The organism is Haemophilus sp. HMSC071C11, assembly GCF_001837655.1.
GTDB classification, from domain to species: Bacteria; Pseudomonadota; Gammaproteobacteria; order Enterobacterales; family Pasteurellaceae; genus Haemophilus; species Haemophilus influenzae.
This window is the reverse complement of the sequence record NZ_KV833409.1, coordinates 16,749-40,031: the sequence shown is the minus strand read 5'-3', so window position 1 is coordinate 40,031 and position 23,283 is coordinate 16,749. Positions and strand designations below refer to the sequence as shown.

The window sequence follows — 23,283 nt, the reverse complement described above, 5'->3', positions numbered from 1 at the left end:
CTTTTATATTCATTTAGACAGGCTTTGTACCTGTCTATTTTCACGCTAAATACATAGAAAAGTGCGGTCATTTTTCTCCGAGAATTTTATGACAAATATTCAAACTCAACTAGACAATCTACGCAAAACCTTGCGCCAATATGAATACGAATACCACGTTTTAGATAATCCGAGCGTGCCTGATAGCGAATACGATCGTTTATTTCATCAGCTCAAAGCCCTAGAATTAGAGCATCCTGAATTTCTGACGTCAGATTCGCCCACTCAACGTGTTGGTGCAAAACCACTTTCTGGGTTTAGCCAAATTCGTCACGAAATTCCTATGCTCTCTTTGGATAATGCTTTTTCCGATGCAGAATTTAATGCTTTTGTAAAACGCATTGAAGATCGTTTAATCCTATTACCGAAACCACTTACTTTCTGTTGCGAACCTAAACTTGATGGCTTGGCTGTGAGTATTTTGTATGTTAATGGTGTACTTACCCAAGCAGCTACTCGTGGCGATGGCACTATAGGAGAGGATATTACGGCAAATATCCGTACTATTCGTAATATTCCATTACAACTTTTAACAGATAATCCTCCAGCACGTTTGGAAGTGCGAGGCGAAGTTTTTATGCCGCACGCAGGCTTTGAGCGTTTAAATAAATATGCGCTAGAACATAATGAAAAAACCTTTGCTAATCCTCGCAATGCAGCGGCAGGCTCTTTACGCCAGCTTGATCCTAATATTACCAGTAAACGTCCACTAGTATTAAATGCTTATGGTATTGGAATTGCTGAGGGGGTTGATCTGCCGACTACGCATTATGCTCGTTTGCAATGGCTAAAATCTATCGGGATTCCAGTAAATCCTGAAATTCGTTTATGCAATGGTGCAGATGAAGTTTTAGGTTTTTATCGAGATATTCAAAATAAACGAAGCTCGTTAGGTTATGATATTGACGGAACGGTATTAAAAATCAATGATATAGCCTTACAAAATGAACTAGGATTTATTTCTAAAGCACCTCGCTGGGCAATTGCTTATAAATTCCCCGCCCAAGAAGAATTAACGGTGCTGAATGATGTTGAATTCCAAGTGGGGCGAACTGGTGCAATCACACCAGTTGCCAAATTAGAGCCAGTGTTTGTTGCAGGCGTTACAGTAAGTAATGCCACCTTACACAATGGCGATGAAATTGAACGTTTAAATATCGCTATTGGCGATACTGTTATTATTCGTCGAGCAGGCGATGTAATTCCACAAATTATCGGTGTATTACACGAACGTCGCCCTGATAATGCTAAACCAATCATTTTCCCAACAAACTGCCCAGTGTGCGATTCTCAAATTATTCGTATTGAGGGCGAAGCGGTAGCACGTTGCACGGGAGGATTATTCTGTGCTGCACAACGCAAAGAGGCGTTAAAACATTTCGTCTCTCGTAAAGCGATGGATATTGATGGTATTGGCGGAAAATTAATAGAACAATTAGTCGATCGAGAACTGATTCATACACCAGCCGATTTATTTAAACTTGATTTAACCACGCTCACACGCTTAGAAAGAATGGGCGTAAAATCGGCAGAAAACGCACTCAATAGTCTTGAAAAGGCAAAAAGCACAACGCTTGCTCGCTTTATTTTTGCTTTAGGCATTCGTGAAGTAGGCGAAGCCACTGCATTGAATCTTGCGAATCACTTCAAAACCTTAGATGCGCTTAAAGAAGCCGATCTTGACCAACTTCAACAAGTACCTGATGTAGGGGAAGTTGTGGCGAACCGAATTTTTATATTTTGGCGTGAAGCACATAATGTTGCAGTCGTGGAGGATTTAATCGCACAAGGTGTGCATTGGGAAACTGTAGAAGTGAAAGAAGCAAGTGAAAACTTATTTAAAGATAAAACCGTCGTCCTCACAGGCACCCTCACTCAAATGGGGCGTAATGAAGCAAAAGCCTTATTACAACAGCTTGGCGCAAAAGTAAGTGGTTCGGTATCCAGTAAAACAGACTTCGTTATCGCAGGCGATGCAGCAGGCTCTAAACTTGTAAAAGCTCAAGAGTTAAATATTACAGTATTAACAGAAGAAGAATTTTTAGCACAGATAACAAGATAATTTTTTTATCTAAAATAGTGATAATTATAATGATACCCAACGCTTGGTGTAACTGGAAGAACAGGCAATACACGTCTTGTTCTCGTTTTAACTTTATTGTCACTTTGGTTTAATTTTAAACTTGTATCAATTTGTTGCGTTATTTTATCCTTTTGAGTTTGTGTAACAGTATTACCACTAATAACTCGAGCATTATATTCTTGCACAGTTTTCATATCGTAAACACCGCCACCAATTTGTTCTGGTTGAGATGAACATGCTGCTAAACCTAAAATTACACAACTAACAAAAACTATTTTTCTCATTAAATACATCCTATTTACAAATTACGTCAGTTAATACAGCCCTACCTTCTGATACATAATTCGCTGCTTTTTCCTTTAATTTTTTATTTTCTTGTGCCTGAATACACTTAGACAAATCTTTGTCTGTAATTGAATAAACAGGCACATAACTTAAATTTTGAGGATCTTTTTGGTTATAAATAGTTGCACCAACCACACTGCCATAGAATTCTCCTCTATTGTCTGGATAAAGATAATGGTAAGTCGAATTTGTGTAATCTACACCTCTTGTAATCTTAAATCCCTGACAAATTCCAGCTGGAGATTCATAAATACTTTCTGATGAAGTGGTTTCATCTATTTTATAAACTTTAAATTCAATACTTTGAGCTAGTTTTTGAGCATCATTATTTGAAACATCGGAATTAAATGCTTTTTTATCTTCAAAATCAACTGCACTAGAATCATTTTCTGCAATCGAAAATTGTGAAGTAAATAAACTTCCAATAATGACGCAGAACAAAGAAAAAAGTGCAATTTTTATTATTCATTTCTCGTTCCTTTAGTACTTTATTAAATGCTAATCTGTTCGACTACGAATAATTTTTTCGCACTATATCAAAAAGTCTTATAACGTACTAGGTTATTTTTCGGGAGTGATACTTTTTGATTTTTCTTCATTTTGCGCTTCTAAAGCATCACGCGCGGTACGAATACTTTTTTCAATTAATGGAACTCGCTCATCATCTTTCGGCATTAAGCGTAGCATCATCGCCCAAGTCACTGCCGCCATTTTATAATCTTCTGTTTCAAAATAACGGAATGCGAGTAAACTCAATGCTTCAATGTTAGTGTGTTCTTGACGAATCACTTCACGCAATAAATTGCCACCTTTAAGTTTATCAGTCGCATCTTCAGAAAACATCAATATACGAGCATAGCCTAATTTATATTGCACATTATCTGGTTCAAGTTTATTAGCCTTTTGATAGCTATCGAATGCCAAACGTGCATCACCTAAATTCATCCCAATTTGACCGAGCATCCACCATTTTTTAGCATCAGTTGGATTTTTTTGCAAATCGATTCGAAGTGCGGTAGAAAATTGCTGCATTTCTGCATCAGAAAATGGATTTTTATCTTCATCTTTCATTCGGTCAAAGAAATAGGGCAATTTCGCATAAGTTTGCTCTAACATTGATTCGGCTTGCCAAGATCCCACCATAAAATAAGAAGAACCTGCGATAATTCCTAACGCTAATACACCAGAGACAAACCAAATTTTTCCATAAGATTTGCCAGAATAATCCACATTCTCTTGAACCTTGCTCGGTACATCATCAAGCAAGGTTTTCTGTAATTCTTGTTTGAGTTGCTCAACATTTTCAACTAAACCTTGGGAATTATCTTGCTCAATTTCTTCCAAGCGTGAGAAATATAACGCCTTATTTAAATCATCACGTTTTTGCCCATGTTTCGCTTTAAATTGACGTAATAAAGGATAAAAACAAATTAACGCCACAACTAAAGTGGTTAAGATAAAAATTAATGTAAAATTCATCTATTTATCCTTGTTTAATAATTCTGCCAAACGCGCATTATCTTCATCCGTTAAAACCTCTTGGGATTTCACCGCACTTTGGGTTTTAGGTTTGCGTCTTAATAAAAACACCACGCCTAACAACACAAGCAATAATGGCGCAATCCATAGCACTAATGTACTCGCTGTTATAGGAGGATCATAGGTTACAAAATTGCCGTAACGTGCCACCATATAATCCACTACGTCATTTTTCGATTTGCCTTCTTGTAAAAGCTCAAATACTTTGCCACGCATATCCACAGCGATAGTCGCATTGGAATCCGCAATATTGTTATTTTGACATTGAGGACAACGCAAAGATTGTGTTAATTGGTGGTAATCACTCTCTTGCTGTGGAGAACTAAAATTTAATGCGTCAATAGCTGAAAACGCCACTGAGCTAAACAAAAATGCGGTCAAAAATAACCATGTTTTTTTCATTATTGTTGCTCCGAAAGTTTGTCATAAATTGGTTTTAAAGTCTGAGTCCAAACTTTTTCGTTTACATCTCCAGCATAACGATAATGAATCACGCCTTTTCCATCTACAATGAACGTTTCTGGCGCACCATATACCCCTAAATCCAAACCGAAAGAACCTTTTTCATCTTTTAAAACAACTTGATAAGGATTGCCAAGATCTTTTAACCACTTCATTGCTTTAGGTGATTCATCTTTATAATCTAAACCGATAATTCTCACACCCTCTTTAGCAAGTTTGTTTAAATATTGATGTTCGGCATAACAAGTCGGACACCAAGTCGCCCATACGTTAAGCAAAACTGGCTTACCTTGTTGAAACAATTCGTTCGTGTAAGCTTTATTTTCAAACAACTCCGTCAAATTTTTTTCTGGCACAGGCTTTCCAACCAAAGCTGACTCTAATGCTTTAATATCTTCGCCTTGTGCATTACGTTTTAATTGCACTAAAAAGGCAATTGTTATCGATAAAAAGAGAATAAGAGGAACGAGTAATTTTTTTTTCATTTTTTACCGCACTTTAAAATTAGTGCCTAGGGTAAGTATACCCTAGGCTAGTAAAAGTATAGCCTCTTTGAGGCTAGTTGAAATTCCCCAAAGGGGAACCATTTCAATTAGCCATGGGTATACCTACCCATGGCAGTATAAACTATTTCTTCAACAACACATTAAACCGATAGCGTCGATCGAACATGCACAACAATCCACCTAACGCCATAAATAAGCCGCCAATCCAAATCCAGCGAATAAATGGCTTGTAATATAAGCGTAACGCCCAAGAATTGTCCTCAAGTTTTTCGCCAAGTGCCACATAAAGGTCACGAGTTAAACCACCAGCAATTGCGGCTTCTGTCATAGACATCCGACTTACTGTGTAAAAACGTTTTTCTGCGAATAAACTTGTCTCTGGTTGCCCATCTTTCGAAATATCAATTTGAGCTTTTCCACCAATATAGTTTGGACCATTTTCATCCGTCACACCAGCGAATTTAAAATCGTAACGACCAATTTGTGCGTTCTCGCCAACTTTCATTCTCACATCACGTTCTACGCTAAAGTTTTGGCTAAATGCGATCCCCCAAACAGTCATAGCTACGCCTAAGTGAGCTAACATCATTCCCCAATGAGAACGAGATAGTTTGCGTACGCCAACAAAGAATGATTCACGATGCGTCGCACGTTGTTGCAATTCATAAAGCACAAGTAACACAATAATCACAGTCATCATTGAACCAAGCACTGAACTCACGGTAATTTTATCTTGCAAGAAATAAGGTAACGCAAAACCTGCAATCAGCATAACAAATACGCTGATAACAACAGGCGTACGAATTGCAGAAAATTGGTCTCTACGCCATTTCACTAAAGGTCCAATACCAAGCAATAATGCAAATGGTGTCATAATAATTAAGAACATTTGATCAAAGAACGGCGCACCAATAGAAATAGAGCCTAAACCAAGTTGTTTGTGAACGAGTGGTAACAACGTTCCTAAGAATACAACGCAAAGTGCGGTCATTAATAAGATATTATTCAATAACAACATACTTTCACGTGAATAGCGTTCTGCATTATCACGAGAACGAATTTGACTGCCTTTATACGCATAGAGTGCAAGCGAACCGCCAATTACCACAACGAGGTAAGCCAAAATATACAAACCACGAGTTGGATCCGATGCAAATGCGTGAACTGAAACTAAGATACCAGAACGAACTAAGAAGGTGCCGAGCAGACAAAGTGAAAAGGCTAAAATCGCAAGTAATACCGTCCAAGCTTTGAAAGAACCTCGTTTTTCTGTCACAGAAAGAGAGTGAATCAATGCAGTACCAGCAAGCCACGGCATAAACGATGAGTTTTCTACTGGATCCCAGAACCACCAGCCCCCCCAGCCAAGCTCATAATAAGCCCACCAAGAACCGAGTACGATACCTAAAGTTAAAAACACCCAAGCAGCAAGCGTCCAAGGACGTGACCAACGCGCCCAAGCTGAATCTAATTTTCCAGTCATTAAGGATGCTATCGCAAACGCAAATGCCACCGAAAAACCCACATAGCCCATATAAAGTAATGGAGGGTGGAAAATCAAGCCTACATCTTGCAACATTGGATTAAGTTCTTTTCCATCTACTGGGAAATCAGGGAAAGTACGCGTGAAAGGATTTGAGGTAAACAAGACGAACAATACAAAACCGACGCTAATAATCCCCATAATACCAAGCACGCGAGCAACCGCTTCTTGGGGTAAATGTTTACTCAATAAAGCAACGGCAAATGACCAAACCGCCAGTAACCAAATCCACAGTAACAAAGAGCCTTCATGGGAACCCCATACCGCAGATAAACGATAATAAATGGGTAAAGTAGTATTAGAATTATTTACAATATATTGCACGCTAAAATCATTGACTGCGAATAAATAAAATAGCGCAGCAAAAGCAATGCTTAGGCTTGCAAATAAACCATAAGTCATTGGGCGAGCTAATGCCATTAATTGTACATTGCCCTTTTCCGCCCCCCACAAAGGGAAAATCGCCAACATAAGCGATACAGCTAAACTTAAAGCCAGCGCATAATTTCCTAATTCAGCAATCATTTTGCGCCTTCTTTTTCTTGACGATCACGCTCACTTTCGCCTTTTAAATCTGCTGCCTTAATCCCCATTGGTTTATGTACTTTTTGCATTTTTTCGCCTAATTCTGGCGGCACATAATTTTCATCGTGTTTAGCCAATACTTCTGTCGTGCTTAAAACCGCTGACTGAGTTAATACGCCTTGAGCCACAATCCCCTGCCCTTCACGGAAAAGATCTGGCAAAATGCCTTCATATTCAACAGTGATCGCAGGACCAATATCATTTAAATCGAACCGCACTTTTAAGCTTTTTGGATCACGCACTACCGTGCCTTCAACCACCATACCGCCAACACGAATACGCTGCCCCACTTCAGGTTTTTGATTCGGATTATTATCCTTACCTTGAATCACTTCAGATGGCGTATAAAACAAGTCGATATTTTGACGTAATGCATACAGCATCAATCCACTTGCAATAGCAATGCCGAGCACAACAAAAATGACTAATTTAAATCTGGATTTACGTCTTGGATTCATAGTGTGTTCCCCTTACTTGCTTGTTGTAAACGTTCTTCGCGTTGTTGCTCACGCAATACATTTTGTAACACTGTCTTGCGTTGTTTTACACTTTGAACAATTAAGGCAATAACTGCCACTAAACTTACTGCATAGGATAACCATACGTAAAAACCGTAGCCACCCATATTAAAAAAATCACTCCAAGTTTGGAAAAACATAAAATATTCCTTATAAAAAATCGCTAAAAAACTAACCGCACTTTATTTCAGTGTTTGAGCTAATGCTTTAACCCAAGGACGTTTTGCATCTTCTTTCAATAATTCCACGCGATAACGAACTAAAGTAAGCCAAATATACAAGGTCAAAAAACCGAAGATACATAAAATTAATGGAACCAACATTGGAATTGCAATGGATGGTTTTTCAAATTTGGTAATACTCGCCCCTTGATGTAATGTGTTCCACCACTCCACCGAAAAATGAATAATCGGTAAAATCACGACCGTTGTAATGCATAAAATCCCCGCCGCTTTTGCACCTATGTTACGATCTGAAAAAGCAGAATAAAGGGCTAAGATACCAAGATAAAGAAAGAATAAAATCAATTCTGCAGTTAAGCGAGCATCCCACACCCACCAAGTACCCCACATTGGTTTCCCCCAAATTGCCCCCGTAACAAGCGATAAGAAAGTAAACAATGCACCAATTGGCGCCATTGCAATCATTGCGAGATGAGCTTGCTTAATTTGCCACACTAGGGCAACCACAGCTGCAATCGCCATTGAACCGTACACACCCATTGACCAAATCGCTGTCGGCACATGTACATACATAATTCGGAAACTATTGCCCTGTTGGTAATCTGCTGGGGCGAATGCTAAGCCCCATACAATGCCAATACCGAGTAAGATAAGCGTTAAAAATGCAAATAACGGACTCAATTTACCGCAGATACGATATTGAGTTTCAGGTTTTGCATAAGGATGTAACCACTTCCACATAAAAAAGATCCTTAAAAATTAAAGAGAAAAACCACCGCACTTTTATACAATGAAATAAAATTAATTATCTAAACTAATTCGCAACGCTGCAGCAATGGCAAAAGGCGAAAGCGTTACTGCACCAACCATCATGGCACCTAAAATCGCCAGTTGTCCCCCATAAGGCACATTTAATCCTGCTGCTTCTAGTATTGATGAAGCAAAAATTAAAACAGGAATAAACAACGGAACAACAAGCAAACTCAACAACACGCCACCTTTTCGCAATCCCACCGTTAAAGCCACGCCAATAGCACCGATACAGCTCAATACAGGAGTGCCCAGTAACAATGTCAAAACCAATGCCCACCAAATATTGACCTCAAGAGAAAGCAACAAAGCGGCAATAGGTGATAGCAAAATAAGCGGCAAACCAGTGAGCAACCAATGTGCAACGACTTTAGCCAAAGCTGTCATTGGCAAAGGCTGTGCGGTTAGCATTAATTGTTCAAGAGAGCCATCAATAAAATCATCACGGAATAAACGTTCAAAAGAAAGCAATGCTGAAAGTAATGCAGCTACCCATGCGATACCCGGTGCGATACGGGAAAGTAATTTAGGCTCTGGCCCAATAACAAGCGGAAACAAAGTAATCACAAGCAAAAAGAACCATAGCGGATTTAAAATCTCCGCATTTTTGCGCATTGCAATTTGAAGTTCTCGTTTAATTATCTCTAAAAAAATCATTAAGTTATTCCGCTTTATAAGCCGCTAAATTCAATTTTTGCAGATGAGAACTTGGCACTTCTTGGTGGCTGGTCAATAACACAATACCTCCACGTTGAGCATGCTCATCAAAAAGTGCGGTTAGAATTTCCACGCCTTTTTTATCAATCGCAGTAAAGGGCTCATCTAAAATCCATAAGGGCACTTGAGACAGCCATAAGCGACCTAACGCGATACGTTTTTGTTGTCCTGCAGAAAGTTGTGCGGCAGGCAAATCTTCACGCCCTAATAATCCCACTTTCTCAAGCAAATCCCACAACATATCGGTGTTTTGTTCAGCTTGACTAATTCGTTGATAAAACTGCAAATTTTCCCACGCCGTTAGCTCTGGTTTAACGCCTAAAAGATGTCCTAAATAAAGCAAATTCTGATGATACTGTTCACGTTGTTTAGAAATTGCTTCAGCATCCCACCGCACTTCGCCTTCTAAAGGTTGGGCTAAACCAGCAAGAATACGTAACAAGCTCGTTTTACCTATGCCGTTATGCCCTTCAATTTGTACAAAATCACCGCTATTAAAATCGCAAGTCAAAGCACGAAAAAGTACGCGCTCACCACGTTGGCAGGATAAATTTTGCAGAGATAACTTGTGTTGCTCAAACATAATTACAGAGGGAAAATAGAAAGTGGTGGTATTCTAATATTTGATGAAATTTTCGCAACTCAAACACATAACTCTTTAGAAGTAGATCGATAGGTTTATTGATTTAAAACAAAATTTAATAAATTCACTTTTTAAAAAAGGAAAAACATTTAATGATCTAAATCAATTTTTTTGCTATTATTTGCTCAATTTTGGTTATAGACCAAAACCTCAACGAAATCTGTTTTTAACAATAGAAGGAATACATTATGTCTTACACTCTCCCTGAATTAGGCTATGCCTACAATGCGTTAGAACCACATTTTGATGCGCAAACAATGGAAATCCATCATAGTAAACACCACCAAGCTTACGTAAACAATGCAAATGCTGCATTAGAAGGTTTACCTGCTGAATTAGTAGAAATGTATCCGGGTCATTTAATTTCTAACCTTGATAAAATTCCTGCAGAAAAACGTGGAGCATTACGTAATAATGCTGGAGGCCACACAAACCACAGTTTATTTTGGAAAAGTTTGAAAAAAGGCACTACTTTACAAGGCGCATTAAAAGATGCGATTGAACGCGATTTCGGTTCTGTAGATGCATTTAAAGCAGAGTTTGAAAAAGCAGCAGCAACTCGTTTCGGTTCAGGTTGGGCATGGTTAGTATTAACCGCTGAAGGTAAATTAGCCGTTGTATCAACAGCAAACCAAGATAACCCATTAATGGGTAAAGAAGTGGCAGGTTGTGAGGGTTTCCCACTTTTAGGTTTAGACGTTTGGGAACACGCTTACTACTTAAAATTCCAAAACCGCCGTCCAGACTACATTAAAGAATTCTGGAATGTGGTAAACTGGGATTTCGTTGCAGAACGTTTTGAACAAAAAACAGCACACTGTAACTGTGCAAAATAATAAACATAGGAAAACCTAGCAAAAGTTAGGTTTTTCTGCTTTCCTCTCTATAACTTTTCTTTTGCAATCTTTTTTATCAAATCTGTATCTTTTACAGGCTTATTATTTATAGGCATTTATCAATGTTTATTTTCCATAAACAAAGTATTATTAAAATTCAATAAATAATGAAGAAATGTAAAGCTTCTTTAGTGAGGTCAAAAAGAATGTTACTATGGCAAAATTTTAAGTTATTAAAAATAGAATTTATCACTATTTTTTATAACTATTTTTATGACCACATTAAAGTTAAGCCAAAAAAATGTGTTGCTATAAATAACAAAACTTAATCTTTAAATTAAACGAATCTAACTTTTTAAGGTCATATAAAACTGATTGAACTTTTTATTTATAAACGAGATTTTAATGAATCAAAATCTAATTGAAGTTAAGAATCTCACCTTTAAACGCGGTGATCGCGTGATTTACGATAACCTGAATTTGCAAGTAAAAAAGGGAAAAATCACTGCGATCATGGGGCCGTCGGGGATTGGTAAAACCACCTTACTTAAATTGATAGGTGGGCAACTAATGCCAGAGCAAGGTGAAATTTTGTTTGATGGACAAGATATTTGTCGTCTATCTAATCGTGAACTGTACGAAGTACGCAAGCGGATGGGGATGTTATTCCAATCAGGTGCGCTTTTTACGGATATTTCTACTTTTGATAATGTCGCCTTTCCAATTCGTGAACATACGCATTTGCCTGAAAGTTTAATTCGTCAAATCGTGTTGATGAAATTGGAGGCGGTTGGGTTGCGAGGTGCTGCCGCATTGATGCCTTCAGAACTTTCCGGTGGTATGGCTCGTCGAGCTGCATTAGCGCGCGCTATTGCGCTTGACCCTGATTTAATTATGTTTGATGAGCCATTTACGGGGCAAGATCCGATTAGTATGGGCGTAATTTTAAGCCTGATTAAACGATTAAATGAAGCGTTAAATTTGACTTCTATCGTAGTGTCACACGATGTGGAGGAAGTATTGAGTATTGCAGATTATGCCTATATTATTGCAGACCAAAAAGTCATCGCAGAAGGAACATCTGAGCAGCTTTTACAAAGCCAAGATCCGCGCGTGGTGCAATTCTTAAAAGGTGAATCTGATGGTCCTGTGCGCTTTAAGTACCCAGCGCAAGATTATATGAAGGAATTGTTTGAATGATCGTCAATTTTATTTCTGCTTTAGGAAAACAGGTGATCGACTTTTTCCGTGCATTGGGGCGAGCAGGCTTTATGTTATTTGGTGCATTGATCGGCAAGCCACAAATTCGTAAGCATTTTCCTTTGCTTGTGAAGCAAATGCATGTTTTAGGTGTCCAATCGTTACTCATTATTTTGTTGTCCGGTTTATTTATTGGAATGGTATTAGGACTACAAGGTTATGTCGTATTAGTTGATTTTTCTGCTGAAACAAGTTTAGGTCAGTTGGTGGCACTTTCTCTTTTGCGAGAATTAGGGCCTGTTGTTACCGCACTTTTATTTGCTGGTCGAGCAGGTTCTGCATTGACGGCTGAAATAGGCTTAATGAAAGCCACTGAACAACTTTCTAGTCTTGAAATGATGGCTGTTGATCCTTTACGTCGAGTGATTGCACCTCGTTTTTGGGCAGGGGTTATTTCCATGCCAATTTTGTCAATCTTGTTTATCGCGATTGGTATTTGGGGCAGTTCCTTAGTAGGTGTGGATTGGAAAGGTGTTGATTCAGGCAGCTTTTGGTCTGTTATGCAAAATTCCGTGAGTTGGAGCTATGATATTTTAAATGGCTTTATTAAAGCGGTTTTCTTTGCTGTAGCCGTAACTTGGATTGCACTTTTTAATGGTTATGATTGTATGCCAACATCAGAAGGTATCAGCCAAGCTACAACACGAACAGTTGTGCACGCTTCACTTGTTGTTCTAGGATTAGATTTTATTTTGACTGCTATTATGTTTGGCGCAAGTTAAGGATTTTTTATGAGACAAACAATTAAATATGAATTTTGGGTCGGGTTATTTTTATTACTTGGTATTGGTGCCTTAGTTTTTTTAGGTTTACGCGTAGCTAATGTACAAGGTTTTGCTGAGACGAAATCTTATACCGTGACGGCAATTTTTAATAATATTGGCGGACTTAAAGTGCGCGCACCACTAAAAATTGGAGGCGTAGTAATTGGGCGTGTGAGTGCTATTACGCTTGATGAAAAAAGCTATTTACCAAAAGTAAGTATTGCGATTAATCAAGAATATAATGAAATCCCAGAAAACAGTTCTTTATCAATTAAAACATCAGGTTTATTAGGTGAGCAATATATTGCCTTGACAATAGGTTTTGATGATGGAGATACAGCAATGCTTAAAAATGGTAGTCAAATTCAAGACACTACATCAGCTATAGTATTGGAAGATTTAATTGGGCAATTCTTATACGGAAGTAAAAAATCAGACGGCAATGAAAAATCAGAATCCGCAGAATAATAGGTTAAATTTTATAAATTAGGAGATTGACAATGTACCTTACTCAACTAAAAAAATGGTTTACTATTTTAACTTTCGTATTAACCGCACTTTTGGTTACACGAACAGCTATTGCAGAAACAAGTCCTTATGTTTTAATGCAGCAAGCGTCAGATAAACTATTTTCTGATATACAAGCTAATCAAAGTAAAATTAAACAAGATCCAAATTATTTACGTACTATTGTTCGTAATGATTTATTGCCTTACGTAAACTTAGAATATGCAGGTTCTAAAGTATTAGGTTCATACTACAAATCAACCTCTACAGAACAACGAGAAAAATTTTTCAAGACTTTTGGTGAGTTGATTGAGCAAAAGTACGCACAAACATTAACAAATTATTCTAATCAAAAAATTCAAATTGAATCAGAAAAAGAATTAGGCGATAACAATTTTGTAAATATTCGCGTAAGTATTATTCAAACTAATGGCGTTGCTCCGATCCTATTAGATTTTAAATGGCGTAAAGGCAATAAAAGTGGGGAATGGAAAGCCTACGATATGGCAGCAGCAGGCGTAAGTATGCTGGAAGATACGATAAAAAATTGGGTTGGTATTTTAAACAAACAAGGTATTGATACATTAATCACAAAGATGCAGCAATCTGCCTCACAACCTATAATTTTCAATCAATAAATGAATAACTATGCTAAATTGGGATTTGCAAAAAAATAATGATAAAATAACGCTCTTTTTGTTTGGGGAACTATCTCGCAGCACCTTGTTACCAATGTGGCAGCAACGTGGCGTTTTTTTGTCAGAAAGTACACTTGATAAAACTATTGTTGAATGGAATTTATCTGGTCTTCAGCATATTGATTCAGCTGGTTTTACAGCTCTTTGTGATTTTTTACGAGAGTGTCAAAAGATTAACAAAACAGTACGATTAGTTTATCCACCAAAACAATTATTAACCCTAGCAGATCTTGTTGGTTTATCTGATTGGATCGCAAATTTTACATAGCTTACTTAAACGGAAATCCAATGGAACTTCAAAAAATTGAACAAATTTTAAAAGACACGCTAAATATCGTAGAAGTCTATGCACAAGGTGAAAATGCACATTTTGGTGTAATTGTAGTGAGTGATGAAATTGCTGCACTATCTCGTGTAAAACAACAACAAACGATTTATGCCCCTTTAATGCCTTATTTTAGCACTGGTGAAATTCACGCTCTAACCATCAAAACTTATACCGTAGAAAAATGGAAACGCGATCGTGCATTAAACCAGTTTAATTAAGGATTTAAAAATGGATAAATTTCGTGTTTATGGGCAATCTCGTTTAAGTGGAAGTGTGAATATTTCAGGCGCAAAAAACGCCGCACTTCCAATTCTTTTTGCGGCTATTTTAGCTACAGAACCTGTTAAATTGACAAATGTTCCCGAACTTAAAGATATTGAAACAACTTTAAATATTTTGCGTCAATTAGGCGTAATTGCAAATCGTGATGAAACTGGTGCAGTTTTATTAGATGCCTCTAATATCAATCATTTCACTGCACCTTATGAATTGGTTAAAACTATGCGTGCTTCAATTTGGGCATTGGCACCTTTAGTCGCTCGTTTCCATCAAGCTCAAGTCTCATTACCTGGAGGTTGTTCTATCGGAGCTAGACCTGTTGATCTCCACATTAGCGGTTTAGAAAAATTAGGTGCGGACATCGTTCTTGAAGAAGGATATGTAAAAGCACAAGTATCAGATCGTCTTGTTGGAACTCGAATTGTAATAGAAAAAGTAAGTGTAGGCGCAACTTTATCTATTATGATGGCAGCAACCCTTGCGAAAGGTACGACTGTTATTGAAAACGCCGCTCGTGAACCTGAAATTGTAGATACTGCAGATTTCCTTAATAAAATGGGTGCGAAAATAACAGGTGCAGGTTCTGATCACATTACGATTGAAGGTGTTGAACGTTTAACTGGTTGTGAGCACAGTATTGTGCCAGATCGCATTGAAACGGGTACATTCTTAATTGCTGCAGCAATTTCGGGCGGTCGTGTTGTTTGTCAAAATACTAAAGCGGATACTTTAGATGCCGTAATTGATAAACTCCGTGAAGCTGGTGCGCAAGTTGATGTAACTGAAAATAGCATTACTTTAGATATGCTTGGTAATCGCCCTAAAGCAGTGAATATTCGTACTGCACCACATCCAGGGTTCCCAACTGATATGCAGGCTCAATTTACTTTATTAAATATGGTGGCAGAAGGTACAAGCATTATCACTGAAACGATTTTTGAAAATCGTTTTATGCATATTCCTGAATTAATTCGTATGGGTGGTAAAGCTGAAATTGAAGGGAATACAGCGGTATGTCACGGGGTTGAACAATTGTCTGGCACAGAGGTAATAGCGACAGATTTACGCGCTTCAATCAGTTTAGTGCTTGCAGGTTGTATCGCAACGGGTGAAACCATTGTAGATCGTATTTATCATATCGATCGTGGTTATGAACATATCGAAGATAAATTACGTGCTCTAGGTGCGAAAATTGAACGTTTTTCTAGAAGTGATGAAGCGTAATTAGGTACGCGACTTTTCTATAATAAATTACAAGTTTATTTATAATCTTAAATTTCTATTAATGCCTTTCTTTAGAAAGGCATTTTTTTACTGAAATTTTATAAGAGTAGATTGATTGCATTGTTTAGAAACGTATTTTTCTACAAGAAAGTGCGGTAGATTATTTTCTTATTTTGATAGTAATCACTTATATCAATTTTTTATAACTAAAATTTATAAACCATAAATAAATAATCTTTTTTTTTCATAAGTTTGGTTTTTATAATCACGCTTAGACAAACACAACACAAGGAAGAAAAAATGAAAAAATTACTTTTTACGACCGCACTTTTAACTGGAGCTATTGCTTTCTCAACGTTTTCTCACGCAGGCGAAATTGCCGATCGTGTTGAAAAAACGAAAACTTTATTAGTTGGAACAGAAGGGACTTATGCACCATTTACTTTCCATGATAAAAGTGGAAAATTAACAGGCTTTGATGTAGAGGTTATTCGTAAAGTTGCTGAAAAGCTCGGTTTGAAAGTGGAATTTAAAGAAACACAATGGGATGCAATGTATGCGGGGTTAAATGCAAAACGTTTTGATGTGATTGCAAACCAAACTAACCCAAGCCCAGAGCGTTTAAAAAAATACAGTTTCACAACGCCTTATAATTATTCTGGTGGGGTGATTGTAACAAAATCATCGGATAACAGTATTAAATCATTTGAAGATTTGAAAGGTCGTAAATCTGCGCAATCTGCAACAAGTAACTGGGGTAAAGATGCAAAAGCTGCAGGTGCGCAGATTCTTGTAGTGGATGGTTTAGCACAGAGCTTAGAGCTTATTAAACAAGGCCGTGCAGAAGCAACAATTAATGATAAATTGGCTGTATTAGATTATTTTAAAAAACACCCAAATTCTGGTTTAAAAATTGCTTATGATCGTGGGGATAAAACTCCGACTGCCTTTGCTTTTTTACAAGGTGAAGATGCATTGATTACAAAATTTAATCAAGTACTTGAAGCACTTCGCCAAGATGGTACATTAAAACAGATTTCAATTGAATGGTTTGGTTATGATATTACTCAATAATTGGTTGGCGAGTCTTCCATTTATGAGTGCAGAACGAGCTGATTATGTAATCAGCTCGTTTTGGCCTATGTTGGAAGCAGCAATTTTATACACATTGCCATTGGCAGTCATTTCCTTCTTCTGTGGTTTGCTTATTGCAGTGATTGTTGCAGTTATTCGTACTTTGCCTAGCCCTAATTTACCCTTAAAATTGTTACAGGCTTTATGTCGAGTGTATATCTCTATAATTAGAGGTACACCGATGTTAGTACAAATTTTTATTATTTTTTATGGGTTACCTGAAGTCGGTATTACTTTAGAGCCTTTTCCGACAGCGATTATTGCATTTTCTATTAATATAGGTGCTTATGCAGCAGAAACTGTTCGTGCTTCAATTATTGCTATACCTAAAGGGCAGTGGGAAGCCTCTTATGCGATAGGTATGAATTATCGACAAGCATTTATTCGTACAATTATGCCACAGGCTTTACGTATTTCAGTACCATCGCTTTCTAATACTTTTATTAGTACAGTGAAAGACACTTCATTAGCTTCTCTTGTTTTAGTGACAGAATTATTCCGTGTCGCACAGAATATTACGGCAGCAAACTATGAATTTATTTTAATTTATAGTGAGGCAGCTTTGATTTATTGGATTTTCTGTTTTGTTTTATCTTTCTTACAAGATCGTCTTGAAATTCGCTTATCTCGCCATTTATAAGGAATGTCTATGTTAAAAGTAAGTAATATTCAGAAAAACTTTAATGGCAATCATGTGTTAAAAGGCATTGATTTTGAAATTAATAAAGGTGAAGTGGTCGCAATTTTAGGCCCTTCTGGTTCTGGAAAAACCACCTTTTTACGTTGTTTAAACTTGCTTGAACGACCAGAGCAAGGCATTTTGGAATTTACTGATGGCAGTCTAAAAATTGATTTTAGCCAGAAAATTAGTAAAGCAGATGAATTGAAGTTACGCCGACGTTCATCAATGGTCTTTCAGCAATACAATTTATTCCCTCATCGTTCTGCCCTTGAAAATGTTATGGAGGGAATGGTTGTTGTGCAAAAACAAGATAAAGCTCAAGCTCGTGAAAAAGCACTTAGTTTGCTAGAAAAAGTAGGGCTTAAAAATAAAGCGGATTTATTTCCATCCCAACTTTCTGGCGGTCAGCAACAGCGAGTGGGGATTGCTCGAGCCCTTGCGGTAAAACCTGATATTATTTTATTAGATGAACCTACATCGGCATTAGATCCTGAATTGGTGGGCGAAGTGTTACAAACACTAAAAATGCTCGCCCAAGAAGGCTGGACAATGATTATTGTTACTCACGAAATGCAGTTTGCGAAAGATGTCGCGGATCGTGTGATTTTAATGGCGGATGGATATATTGTAGAACAAAATACGGCAGATAAATTCTTCACTTGCCCACAACACGAGCGCACTAAACAGTTCTTGTTACAAGCAAAAATACCACTTGAGCTTGATTATTATATTTAAAGTGCGGTCAATTTTTAGAGCGTTTTTTGAAACAAACTCAATAATGGATAATGTAGGCTTTAATTAAAACGTGATGGATTTCACAACTTTAGAATTAAATGCTTCTACACCTTTACATTACCAATTCACTATGCAAGAATAAGAATGCTCACGTTAAAATTTAAGTCAATAGGAGTAAATAATGACTTTGGCAGCGCGTTTAAAACGAGAATTTGTTTCTGGTTGGAAACCTTTTGAGGTGGTTTGGCTTGCGCTTTTTATCATTGCGCAAATTTGGGCTTATGTACAAACACCTGATTCTTGGTTAGCAATGATTTCTGGTATCTCGGGTATTTTGTGTGTGGTATTGGTAAGTAAAGGTAAAATTAGTAATTATTTCTTTGGATTGATTTTTGCCTATACTTATTTTTATGTTGCTTGGGGATCGAATTTCTTAGGCGAAATGAACACCGTACTTTACGTATATTTGCCCTCTCAATTTATTGGTTACTTTATGTGGAAAGCCAATATGCAAAATAGCGATGGTGGAGAAAGCGTGATTGCAAAAGCATTAACTGTTAAAGGATGGATGACATTAATTGTTATGACTACGGTTGGCACTTTGCTTTTTGTTCAAGCATTACAAGCTGCTGGTGGTAGTTCAACAGGTTTAGATGGTCTAACTACAATTATTACGGTTGCGGCACAGATTTTAATGATTTTACGTTATCGTGAACAGTGGTTGTTATGGATTGGATTAAATATTCTTTCTATTTTCTTATGGGCAGAGACACCTGCAATATACTTAATGTATTCAGCCTACTTACTTAACTCGTTGTATGGTTATTATAACTGGACGAAATTAGTTAAGCGTACTAACTAAATATAAAAACAGTAAATAGCTTATAAAAAATCCCCGTTAAATGATAAATTTAACGGGGATTTTTTTACTTCAAAAACATCAAGTTATATCATAACCAAATAAAAATATTTCATTTTTTTACCGCACTTATTGCAGAACCAAGAATTACTTCACAGATTTTTTGTGATTTTCATAGGCTGCTTTTACAAAGCCTGCAAACAACGGATGACCATCACGAGGCGTAGAAGTAAATTCTGGATGGAATTGACAAGCGACAAACCAAGGATGATTTGGCACTTCGATAATTTCTACCAATTTTTTATCTGCAGATAATCCAGTTACTTTCAATCCTGCTTTTTCAATTTGTGGAAGCAAGGTATTGTTCACTTCATAGCGATGACGATGACGTTCTTCAATGGTTTCTTTGCCATAAAGCTCACGAGCTTGGCTACCTGATACCAAATGACATTGTTGTGCGCCTAAACGCATTGTTCCGCCAAGATCTGATTCATCGGTACGCACTTCAGTATTACCCTCCGCATCTTGCCATTCTGTGATTAATGCCACCACAGGTTGTTCACAATCTTTATCAAATTCAGATGAATTGGCTTTAGTTAAACCCGCTACATTACGTGCATATTCAATCAATGCGATCTGCATACCTAAGCAAATACCCAAGTAAGGAATTTTGTTTTCTCGTGCATATTGTGCGGTACGAATTTTACCCTCTACACCACGATAACCAAATCCCCCTGGAACAAGAATGCCATCAACGCCTTTTAATACTTCAACACCTTTGGTTTCAACATCTTGGGAATCAATATATTTAATGCTTACACTTAAACGGTTCGTTAAACCTGCGTGTTTTAAGGCTTCATTTACTGATTTATAGGCATCGGGTAACTCAGTGTATTTACCTACCATACCGATGGTTACTTCTCCCACTGGATTGGCTTGCTTGTAAAGCACTTGCTCCCATTCAGTAAGATCTGCTTCAGGGCAAGTTAAACGGAAACGTTCACAGACAAAATCATCTAAACCTTGAGATTTTAATAATGCGGGGATTTGATAAATTGAATTCACATCTTTTAATGAAATGACTGCACGTTCTGCAACATTACAAAATAAAGCAATTTTCGCACGTTCATTTGGTGGAATCATACGATCTGAACGGCAAATCAACACATCAGGTTGAATACCAATAGAAAGCAATTCTTTTACCGAATGCTGGGTTGGTTTAGTTTTTACTTCACCCGCCGTTGGGATGTAAGGCACCAAGGTTAAATGCATAAATAACGTATGTTCACGACCAACTTGAACGGCTAATTGACGTAATGCTTCTAAGAATGGAAGTGATTCAATATCCCCAACAGTGCCGCCCACTTCAACAATCACAACGTCGTGACCTTGAGCACCAGCAATGACGCGATCTTTAATTTCATTCGTGATATGTGGAATCACTTGAATTGTTGCACCAAGATAATCGCCACGACGCTCTTTACGTAATACTTCAGAATAAATTTTACCTGTAGTGAAGTTATTACGTTTGGTCATTTTCGTGCGGATGAAACGCTCATAATGACCTAAATCTAAATCTGTTTCTGCACCATCTTGAGTAACGAAAACTTCCCCGTGTTGGGTTGGGCTCATCGTACCAGGATCCACATTAATATATGGATCTAACTTCATAATGGTTACGTTTAAACCACGTGCTTCTAAAATTGCCGCCAATGATGCTGCCGCAATGCCTTTACCTAACGATGAAACCACACCGCCAGTGACGAAAATATAATTTGTAGCCATAGGGAACCTAATCTGTATTGGAATATAAATGATTATAGCTAATCATCTTACAGACAAAATCAACCAAAAGTGCGGTCAAAAATCGAAGATAATTAGCTATCAAAGACGGGATGGTAGTTTACCTGATTTGCGCAATGAACTCAATGCTAGTTTTGGCTTAATCCTTTTTATCCTTGGAAAGGATCAACAATTACATTACAAATGTTGAATGATAAATTAAGTATTAAATGCCACTACATACTTATTCAAGCAGTTAAAAACATCAAGAGATGATGTTGGTTGAGACAAATATTAAAATATGATCTTACACAATGAAATTAATCATCTTTAAAACAAAAATTATTGCAAAAATGTCAATTTGATCTAAATCAATTAAATGAAATATAACAAATAAGCCCTATTTTTGTATTTATATCAAAAATGTGATCTATATAGCATTTTTTACTATTTTTTATCCTTATGTTTAGTAGTAGAATAGCCGCCAATTTGGATTATCTCTATAATAACTGGTGTTTTTTTAACCTTTAAAAATAATTATGTAGATAAGTCAATATAAACTTAGCTGATTGGAGTTGAGTAATTAGGGATTATTTAAGGCATCGCCTTGTTAATCATTGTTGGAACTAATGTTGTTTATACAAAGGAGTTGAGAATGTTAGACGTTGTTGATCTTTCTCGCTTGCAGTTTGCTTTAACTGCGTTGTATCACTTCATTTTCGTGCCGCTAACATTGGGTTTATCCTTTATTCTTGTAATTATGGAAACTATTTATGTGGCGACAGGTAAAGAAGTTTATAAAGATATGACAAAATTTTGGGGAAAGTTATTTGGTATTAACTTTGCCCTTGGGGTGACCACCGGTATTATTATGGAATTCCAATTTGGTACTAACTGGTCTTATTATTCTCATTACGTGGGGGATATTTTTGGTGCGCCACTTGCTATTGAAGCGTTACTTGCCTTCTTCTTAGAATCCACTTTTGTGGGGTTATTTTTCTTCGGTTGGGATCGTTTATCAAAAGGAAAACACTTATTAGCAACTTATTGTGTGGCTTTCGGTTCTAATTTATCTGCTATGTGGATTTTGGTTGCAAATGGCTGGATGCAAGCACCAACAGGTTCAAAATTTAATTTTGAAACTGTACGTATGGAAATGACTAACTTCTTAGATCTTTGGTTAAACCCTGTTGCACAAAGTAAATTCTTACATACTCTTTCTGCAGGTTATGTGACAGGCGCATTTTTTGTTTTAGCCATTAGCTCATACTTTTTACTAAAAGGTCGTGATTTTGAATTTGCAAAACGTTCTTTCTCCGTAGCTGCTACTTTTGGATTTATCGCCTCTATTTCAGTGCTAATTCTTGGTGATGAATCTGGTTATGATATTGGTAAAGCACAACCAGTAAAATTAGCCGCAATGGAAGCTGAATTTGAAACTCATCCAGCACCTGCTCCATTCCTTCCAGTAGCAATTCCAAATACGGCTGAAATGAAAAATGATTTTGCGATTGAAATTCCTTATCTTGGCGGTGTAATAGCAACTCGTTCAATTGATAAAGAAATTATAGGTCTAAAAGATCTTCAAGCATTAAATGAAACTCGTGTACGTAGTGGTATCCGTGCTTATGAATTATTTACTCAACTACGCGCTGAGAAAAAAGCAAATGGTCAAGTAAATGAAGAAACCAAAGCACAATTCAATGAAGTTAAAAAAGATCTTGGTTTCGGTTTATTATTAAAACGCTATACAAACAATGTTGTTGATGCGACAGAAGAACAAATTAAACAAGCCGCTCGTGATACTATTCCAAATGTAGGCCCTAATTTTTGGGCATTTCGTGCAATGATTGCAGCTGGTGGTTTAATTGCTTTACTTACATTCGGCGCATTTGTTCAAAATTTACGTAATAAAGTCACTCAAATTCCATTATTGTTAAAAGTTCTTTTATGGGGCTTGCCATTACCTTGGATTGCCATTGAGTGCGGTTGGTTCTTAGCAGAATATGGTCGTCAGCCTTGGGCTATTTACGAGATCTTACCTGTTGGCGTATCCGCTTCTAATTTAAGTACAGGCGATTTATGGTTCTCCATTGGTTTAATTTGTGCGCTTTATCTTGCGTTCATTATTGTTGAGATGTATTTGATGTTTAAATATGCGCGTTTGGGTCCAAGTGCGTTAAAAACCGGCAAATACTACTTTGAACAATCAGCTAAATAAGT

26 protein-coding genes are annotated in these 23,283 nt (G+C 37.1%); 14 read left to right on the top strand and 12 right to left on the bottom strand.

Translation table 11 applies throughout. The annotated features are described in order from the left end of the window. Positions 1–88 precede the first annotated feature (88 nt). Positions 89–2,101, top strand: a complete 2,013-nt coding sequence (ligA, locus tag HMPREF2644_RS03755) for an NAD-dependent DNA ligase LigA (protein WP_053521071.1) — start codon at positions 89–91, stop codon at positions 2,099–2,101. Between the two features lie 5 nt (positions 2,102–2,106). Here the strand turns inward: ligA and HMPREF2644_RS03750 are convergent, their stop codons facing one another. The 11 genes from HMPREF2644_RS03750 to ccmA all read right to left on the bottom strand — a co-directional run bounded on the left by HMPREF2644_RS03750 (position 2,107) and on the right by ccmA (position 9,912). Beyond that, positions 2,107–2,406, bottom strand: coding sequence for a hypothetical protein (locus HMPREF2644_RS03750; RefSeq protein WP_005647674.1), 300 nt, complete (start codon positions 2,404–2,406; stop codon positions 2,107–2,109). A gap of 10 nt (positions 2,407–2,416) precedes the next feature. Then, positions 2,417–2,908 carry a DUF8095 domain-containing protein gene (locus tag HMPREF2644_RS03745; RefSeq protein ID WP_053521070.1) on the bottom strand — a complete coding sequence of 164 codons (492 nt, stop codon included), beginning with the start codon at positions 2,906–2,908 and terminating at the stop codon, positions 2,417–2,419. Positions 2,909–3,028: 120 nt separating this feature from the next. Further along, positions 3,029–3,946, bottom strand: a complete 918-nt coding sequence (gene ccmI, locus HMPREF2644_RS03740) for a c-type cytochrome biogenesis protein CcmI (RefSeq protein WP_014550933.1) — start codon at positions 3,944–3,946, stop codon at positions 3,029–3,031. Then, positions 3,947–4,408, bottom strand: coding sequence for a cytochrome c-type biogenesis protein (locus HMPREF2644_RS03735; RefSeq protein ID WP_014550934.1), 462 nt, complete (start codon positions 4,406–4,408; stop codon positions 3,947–3,949). Further along, the gene (locus HMPREF2644_RS03730) at positions 4,408–4,953 is read right to left on the bottom strand and encodes a DsbE family thiol:disulfide interchange protein (protein ID WP_005690739.1); all 546 of its coding nucleotides are present in this window, start codon (positions 4,951–4,953) and stop codon (positions 4,408–4,410) included. Before HMPREF2644_RS03730 ends, HMPREF2644_RS03735 begins: the two co-directional genes overlap by 1 nt. A 142-nt stretch (positions 4,954–5,095) precedes the next feature. Then, on the bottom strand, positions 5,096–7,042 hold the full coding sequence (locus tag HMPREF2644_RS03725; RefSeq protein ID WP_014550936.1) for a heme lyase CcmF/NrfE family subunit: 1,947 nt from the start codon (positions 7,040–7,042) through the stop codon (positions 5,096–5,098). Then, positions 7,039–7,560 carry a cytochrome c maturation protein CcmE gene (gene ccmE, locus HMPREF2644_RS03720; RefSeq protein ID WP_053520997.1) on the bottom strand — a complete coding sequence of 174 codons (522 nt, stop codon included), beginning with the start codon at positions 7,558–7,560 and terminating at the stop codon, positions 7,039–7,041. The genes HMPREF2644_RS03725 and ccmE overlap by 4 nt, the downstream gene beginning before the upstream one ends. Then, positions 7,557–7,760, bottom strand: coding sequence for a heme exporter protein CcmD (gene ccmD / locus HMPREF2644_RS03715; RefSeq protein ID WP_053520996.1), 204 nt, complete (start codon positions 7,758–7,760; stop codon positions 7,557–7,559). The genes ccmE and ccmD overlap by 4 nt, the downstream gene beginning before the upstream one ends. 42 nt (positions 7,761–7,802) lie before the next feature. Continuing rightward, positions 7,803–8,543 (bottom strand): heme ABC transporter permease, encoded by a 741-nt coding sequence (locus HMPREF2644_RS03710; RefSeq protein WP_011272382.1) that lies wholly within the window; start codon positions 8,541–8,543, stop codon positions 7,803–7,805. 60 nt (positions 8,544–8,603) lie between these two features. After that, entirely contained in the window at positions 8,604–9,269 is a 666-nt protein-coding gene (gene ccmB, locus HMPREF2644_RS03705; protein WP_005651732.1) for a heme exporter protein CcmB, read from the bottom strand. A 4-nt stretch (positions 9,270–9,273) separates the two neighbouring features. Continuing rightward, positions 9,274–9,912 carry a cytochrome c biogenesis heme-transporting ATPase CcmA gene (gene ccmA, locus HMPREF2644_RS03700; RefSeq protein ID WP_042599622.1) on the bottom strand — a complete coding sequence of 213 codons (639 nt, stop codon included), beginning with the start codon at positions 9,910–9,912 and terminating at the stop codon, positions 9,274–9,276. Between the two features lie 248 nt (positions 9,913–10,160). Here ccmA and sodA point away from each other — a divergent pair, with 248 nt between their 5' ends. The 12 genes from sodA to pnuC all read left to right on the top strand — a co-directional run bounded on the left by sodA (position 10,161) and on the right by pnuC (position 19,281). Next, entirely contained in the window at positions 10,161–10,808 is a 648-nt protein-coding gene (gene sodA / locus HMPREF2644_RS03695; protein WP_011272381.1) for a superoxide dismutase [Mn], read from the top strand. A 405-nt stretch (positions 10,809–11,213) separates the two neighbouring features. After that, positions 11,214–12,008 carry a phospholipid ABC transporter ATP-binding protein MlaF gene (gene mlaF / locus HMPREF2644_RS03690; RefSeq protein ID WP_005651729.1) on the top strand — a complete coding sequence of 265 codons (795 nt, stop codon included), beginning with the start codon at positions 11,214–11,216 and terminating at the stop codon, positions 12,006–12,008. Further along, entirely contained in the window at positions 12,005–12,790 is a 786-nt protein-coding gene (gene mlaE / locus HMPREF2644_RS03685; protein WP_011272380.1) for a lipid asymmetry maintenance ABC transporter permease subunit MlaE, read from the top strand. The genes mlaF and mlaE overlap by 4 nt, the downstream gene beginning before the upstream one ends. 9 nt (positions 12,791–12,799) lie before the next feature. After that, complete coding sequence (gene mlaD, locus HMPREF2644_RS03680; RefSeq protein ID WP_005647699.1) at positions 12,800–13,300, top strand: outer membrane lipid asymmetry maintenance protein MlaD; 501 nt, start codon at positions 12,800–12,802, stop codon at positions 13,298–13,300. 32 nt (positions 13,301–13,332) lie between these two features. After that, the gene (gene mlaC, locus HMPREF2644_RS03675) at positions 13,333–13,977 is read left to right on the top strand and encodes a phospholipid-binding protein MlaC (RefSeq protein ID WP_011272379.1); all 645 of its coding nucleotides are present in this window, start codon (positions 13,333–13,335) and stop codon (positions 13,975–13,977) included. A gap of 10 nt (positions 13,978–13,987) precedes the next feature. Further along, a complete protein-coding gene (locus HMPREF2644_RS03670; protein ID WP_005651726.1) occupies positions 13,988–14,305 on the top strand; it encodes an STAS domain-containing protein in 318 nt (105 codons plus the stop codon). A gap of 20 nt (positions 14,306–14,325) precedes the next feature. Beyond that, positions 14,326–14,583, top strand: coding sequence for a BolA family protein (locus HMPREF2644_RS03665; RefSeq protein ID WP_005647705.1), 258 nt, complete (start codon positions 14,326–14,328; stop codon positions 14,581–14,583). 10 nt (positions 14,584–14,593) lie between these two features. Further along, positions 14,594–15,868, top strand: coding sequence for a UDP-N-acetylglucosamine 1-carboxyvinyltransferase (murA, locus tag HMPREF2644_RS03660; RefSeq protein WP_014550937.1), 1,275 nt, complete (start codon positions 14,594–14,596; stop codon positions 15,866–15,868). 300 nt (positions 15,869–16,168) lie between these two features. Further along, the gene (locus HMPREF2644_RS03655; RefSeq protein WP_005651725.1) at positions 16,169–16,942 is read left to right on the top strand and encodes an amino acid ABC transporter substrate-binding protein; all 774 of its coding nucleotides are present in this window, start codon (positions 16,169–16,171) and stop codon (positions 16,940–16,942) included. Then, positions 16,926–17,642 (top strand): amino acid ABC transporter permease, encoded by a 717-nt coding sequence (locus HMPREF2644_RS03650; protein ID WP_005633396.1) that lies wholly within the window; start codon positions 16,926–16,928, stop codon positions 17,640–17,642. Before HMPREF2644_RS03655 ends, HMPREF2644_RS03650 begins: the two co-directional genes overlap by 17 nt. 9 nt (positions 17,643–17,651) lie before the next feature. Then, positions 17,652–18,419 (top strand): amino acid ABC transporter ATP-binding protein, encoded by a 768-nt coding sequence (locus HMPREF2644_RS03645; RefSeq protein WP_005647711.1) that lies wholly within the window; start codon positions 17,652–17,654, stop codon positions 18,417–18,419. 181 nt (positions 18,420–18,600) lie between these two features. Further along, positions 18,601–19,281, top strand: coding sequence for a nicotinamide riboside transporter PnuC (gene pnuC, locus HMPREF2644_RS03640; RefSeq protein ID WP_005651723.1), 681 nt, complete (start codon positions 18,601–18,603; stop codon positions 19,279–19,281). 144 nt (positions 19,282–19,425) lie between these two features. On the opposite strand, the gene pyrG is transcribed toward pnuC, so the two are convergent. Further along, positions 19,426–21,063, bottom strand: a complete 1,638-nt coding sequence (gene pyrG / locus HMPREF2644_RS03635; RefSeq protein ID WP_042599621.1) for a glutamine hydrolyzing CTP synthase — start codon at positions 21,061–21,063, stop codon at positions 19,426–19,428. 652 nt (positions 21,064–21,715) lie between these two features. Between pyrG and HMPREF2644_RS03625 the strand changes: the two genes are divergently transcribed. Continuing rightward, positions 21,716–23,281 carry a cytochrome ubiquinol oxidase subunit I gene (locus HMPREF2644_RS03625; protein ID WP_011272374.1) on the top strand — a complete coding sequence of 522 codons (1,566 nt, stop codon included), beginning with the start codon at positions 21,716–21,718 and terminating at the stop codon, positions 23,279–23,281. Positions 23,282–23,283 lie beyond the last annotated feature (2 nt).

Excerpts from the sequence above, each read along its gene's own strand:
- ligA (WP_053521071.1), top strand. The coding sequence starts at position 89 with ATGACAAATATTCAAACTCAACTAGACAATCTACGCAAAACCTTGCGC.
- HMPREF2644_RS03750 (WP_005647674.1), bottom strand. The coding sequence starts at position 2,406 with ATGAGAAAAATAGTTTTTGTTAGTTGTGTAATTTTAGGTTTAGCAGCA.
- ccmI (WP_014550933.1), bottom strand. The coding sequence starts at position 3,946 with ATGAATTTTACATTAATTTTTATCTTAACCACTTTAGTTGTGGCGTTA.
- HMPREF2644_RS03735 (WP_014550934.1), bottom strand. The coding sequence starts at position 4,408 with ATGAAAAAAACATGGTTATTTTTGACCGCATTTTTGTTTAGCTCAGTG.
- HMPREF2644_RS03730 (WP_005690739.1), bottom strand. The coding sequence starts at position 4,953 with ATGAAAAAAAAATTACTCGTTCCTCTTATTCTCTTTTTATCGATAACA.
- HMPREF2644_RS03725 (WP_014550936.1), bottom strand. The coding sequence starts at position 7,042 with ATGATTGCTGAATTAGGAAATTATGCGCTGGCTTTAAGTTTAGCTGTA.
- ccmE (WP_053520997.1), bottom strand. The coding sequence starts at position 7,560 with ATGAATCCAAGACGTAAATCCAGATTTAAATTAGTCATTTTTGTTGTG.
- ccmD (WP_053520996.1), bottom strand. The coding sequence starts at position 7,760 with ATGTTTTTCCAAACTTGGAGTGATTTTTTTAATATGGGTGGCTACGGT.
- HMPREF2644_RS03710 (WP_011272382.1), bottom strand. The coding sequence starts at position 8,543 with ATGTGGAAGTGGTTACATCCTTATGCAAAACCTGAAACTCAATATCGT.
- ccmB (WP_005651732.1), bottom strand. The coding sequence starts at position 9,269 with ATGATTTTTTTAGAGATAATTAAACGAGAACTTCAAATTGCAATGCGC.
- ccmA (WP_042599622.1), bottom strand. The coding sequence starts at position 9,912 with ATGTTTGAGCAACACAAGTTATCTCTGCAAAATTTATCCTGCCAACGT.
- sodA (WP_011272381.1), top strand. The coding sequence starts at position 10,161 with ATGTCTTACACTCTCCCTGAATTAGGCTATGCCTACAATGCGTTAGAA.
- mlaF (WP_005651729.1), top strand. The coding sequence starts at position 11,214 with ATGAATCAAAATCTAATTGAAGTTAAGAATCTCACCTTTAAACGCGGT.
- mlaE (WP_011272380.1), top strand. The coding sequence starts at position 12,005 with ATGATCGTCAATTTTATTTCTGCTTTAGGAAAACAGGTGATCGACTTT.
- mlaD (WP_005647699.1), top strand. The coding sequence starts at position 12,800 with ATGAGACAAACAATTAAATATGAATTTTGGGTCGGGTTATTTTTATTA.
- mlaC (WP_011272379.1), top strand. The coding sequence starts at position 13,333 with ATGTACCTTACTCAACTAAAAAAATGGTTTACTATTTTAACTTTCGTA.
- HMPREF2644_RS03670 (WP_005651726.1), top strand. The coding sequence starts at position 13,988 with ATGCTAAATTGGGATTTGCAAAAAAATAATGATAAAATAACGCTCTTT.
- HMPREF2644_RS03665 (WP_005647705.1), top strand. The coding sequence starts at position 14,326 with ATGGAACTTCAAAAAATTGAACAAATTTTAAAAGACACGCTAAATATC.
- murA (WP_014550937.1), top strand. The coding sequence starts at position 14,594 with ATGGATAAATTTCGTGTTTATGGGCAATCTCGTTTAAGTGGAAGTGTG.
- HMPREF2644_RS03655 (WP_005651725.1), top strand. The coding sequence starts at position 16,169 with ATGAAAAAATTACTTTTTACGACCGCACTTTTAACTGGAGCTATTGCT.
- HMPREF2644_RS03650 (WP_005633396.1), top strand. The coding sequence starts at position 16,926 with ATGATATTACTCAATAATTGGTTGGCGAGTCTTCCATTTATGAGTGCA.
- HMPREF2644_RS03645 (WP_005647711.1), top strand. The coding sequence starts at position 17,652 with ATGTTAAAAGTAAGTAATATTCAGAAAAACTTTAATGGCAATCATGTG.
- pnuC (WP_005651723.1), top strand. The coding sequence starts at position 18,601 with ATGACTTTGGCAGCGCGTTTAAAACGAGAATTTGTTTCTGGTTGGAAA.
- pyrG (WP_042599621.1), bottom strand. The coding sequence starts at position 21,063 with ATGGCTACAAATTATATTTTCGTCACTGGCGGTGTGGTTTCATCGTTA.
- HMPREF2644_RS03625 (WP_011272374.1), top strand. The coding sequence starts at position 21,716 with ATGTTAGACGTTGTTGATCTTTCTCGCTTGCAGTTTGCTTTAACTGCG.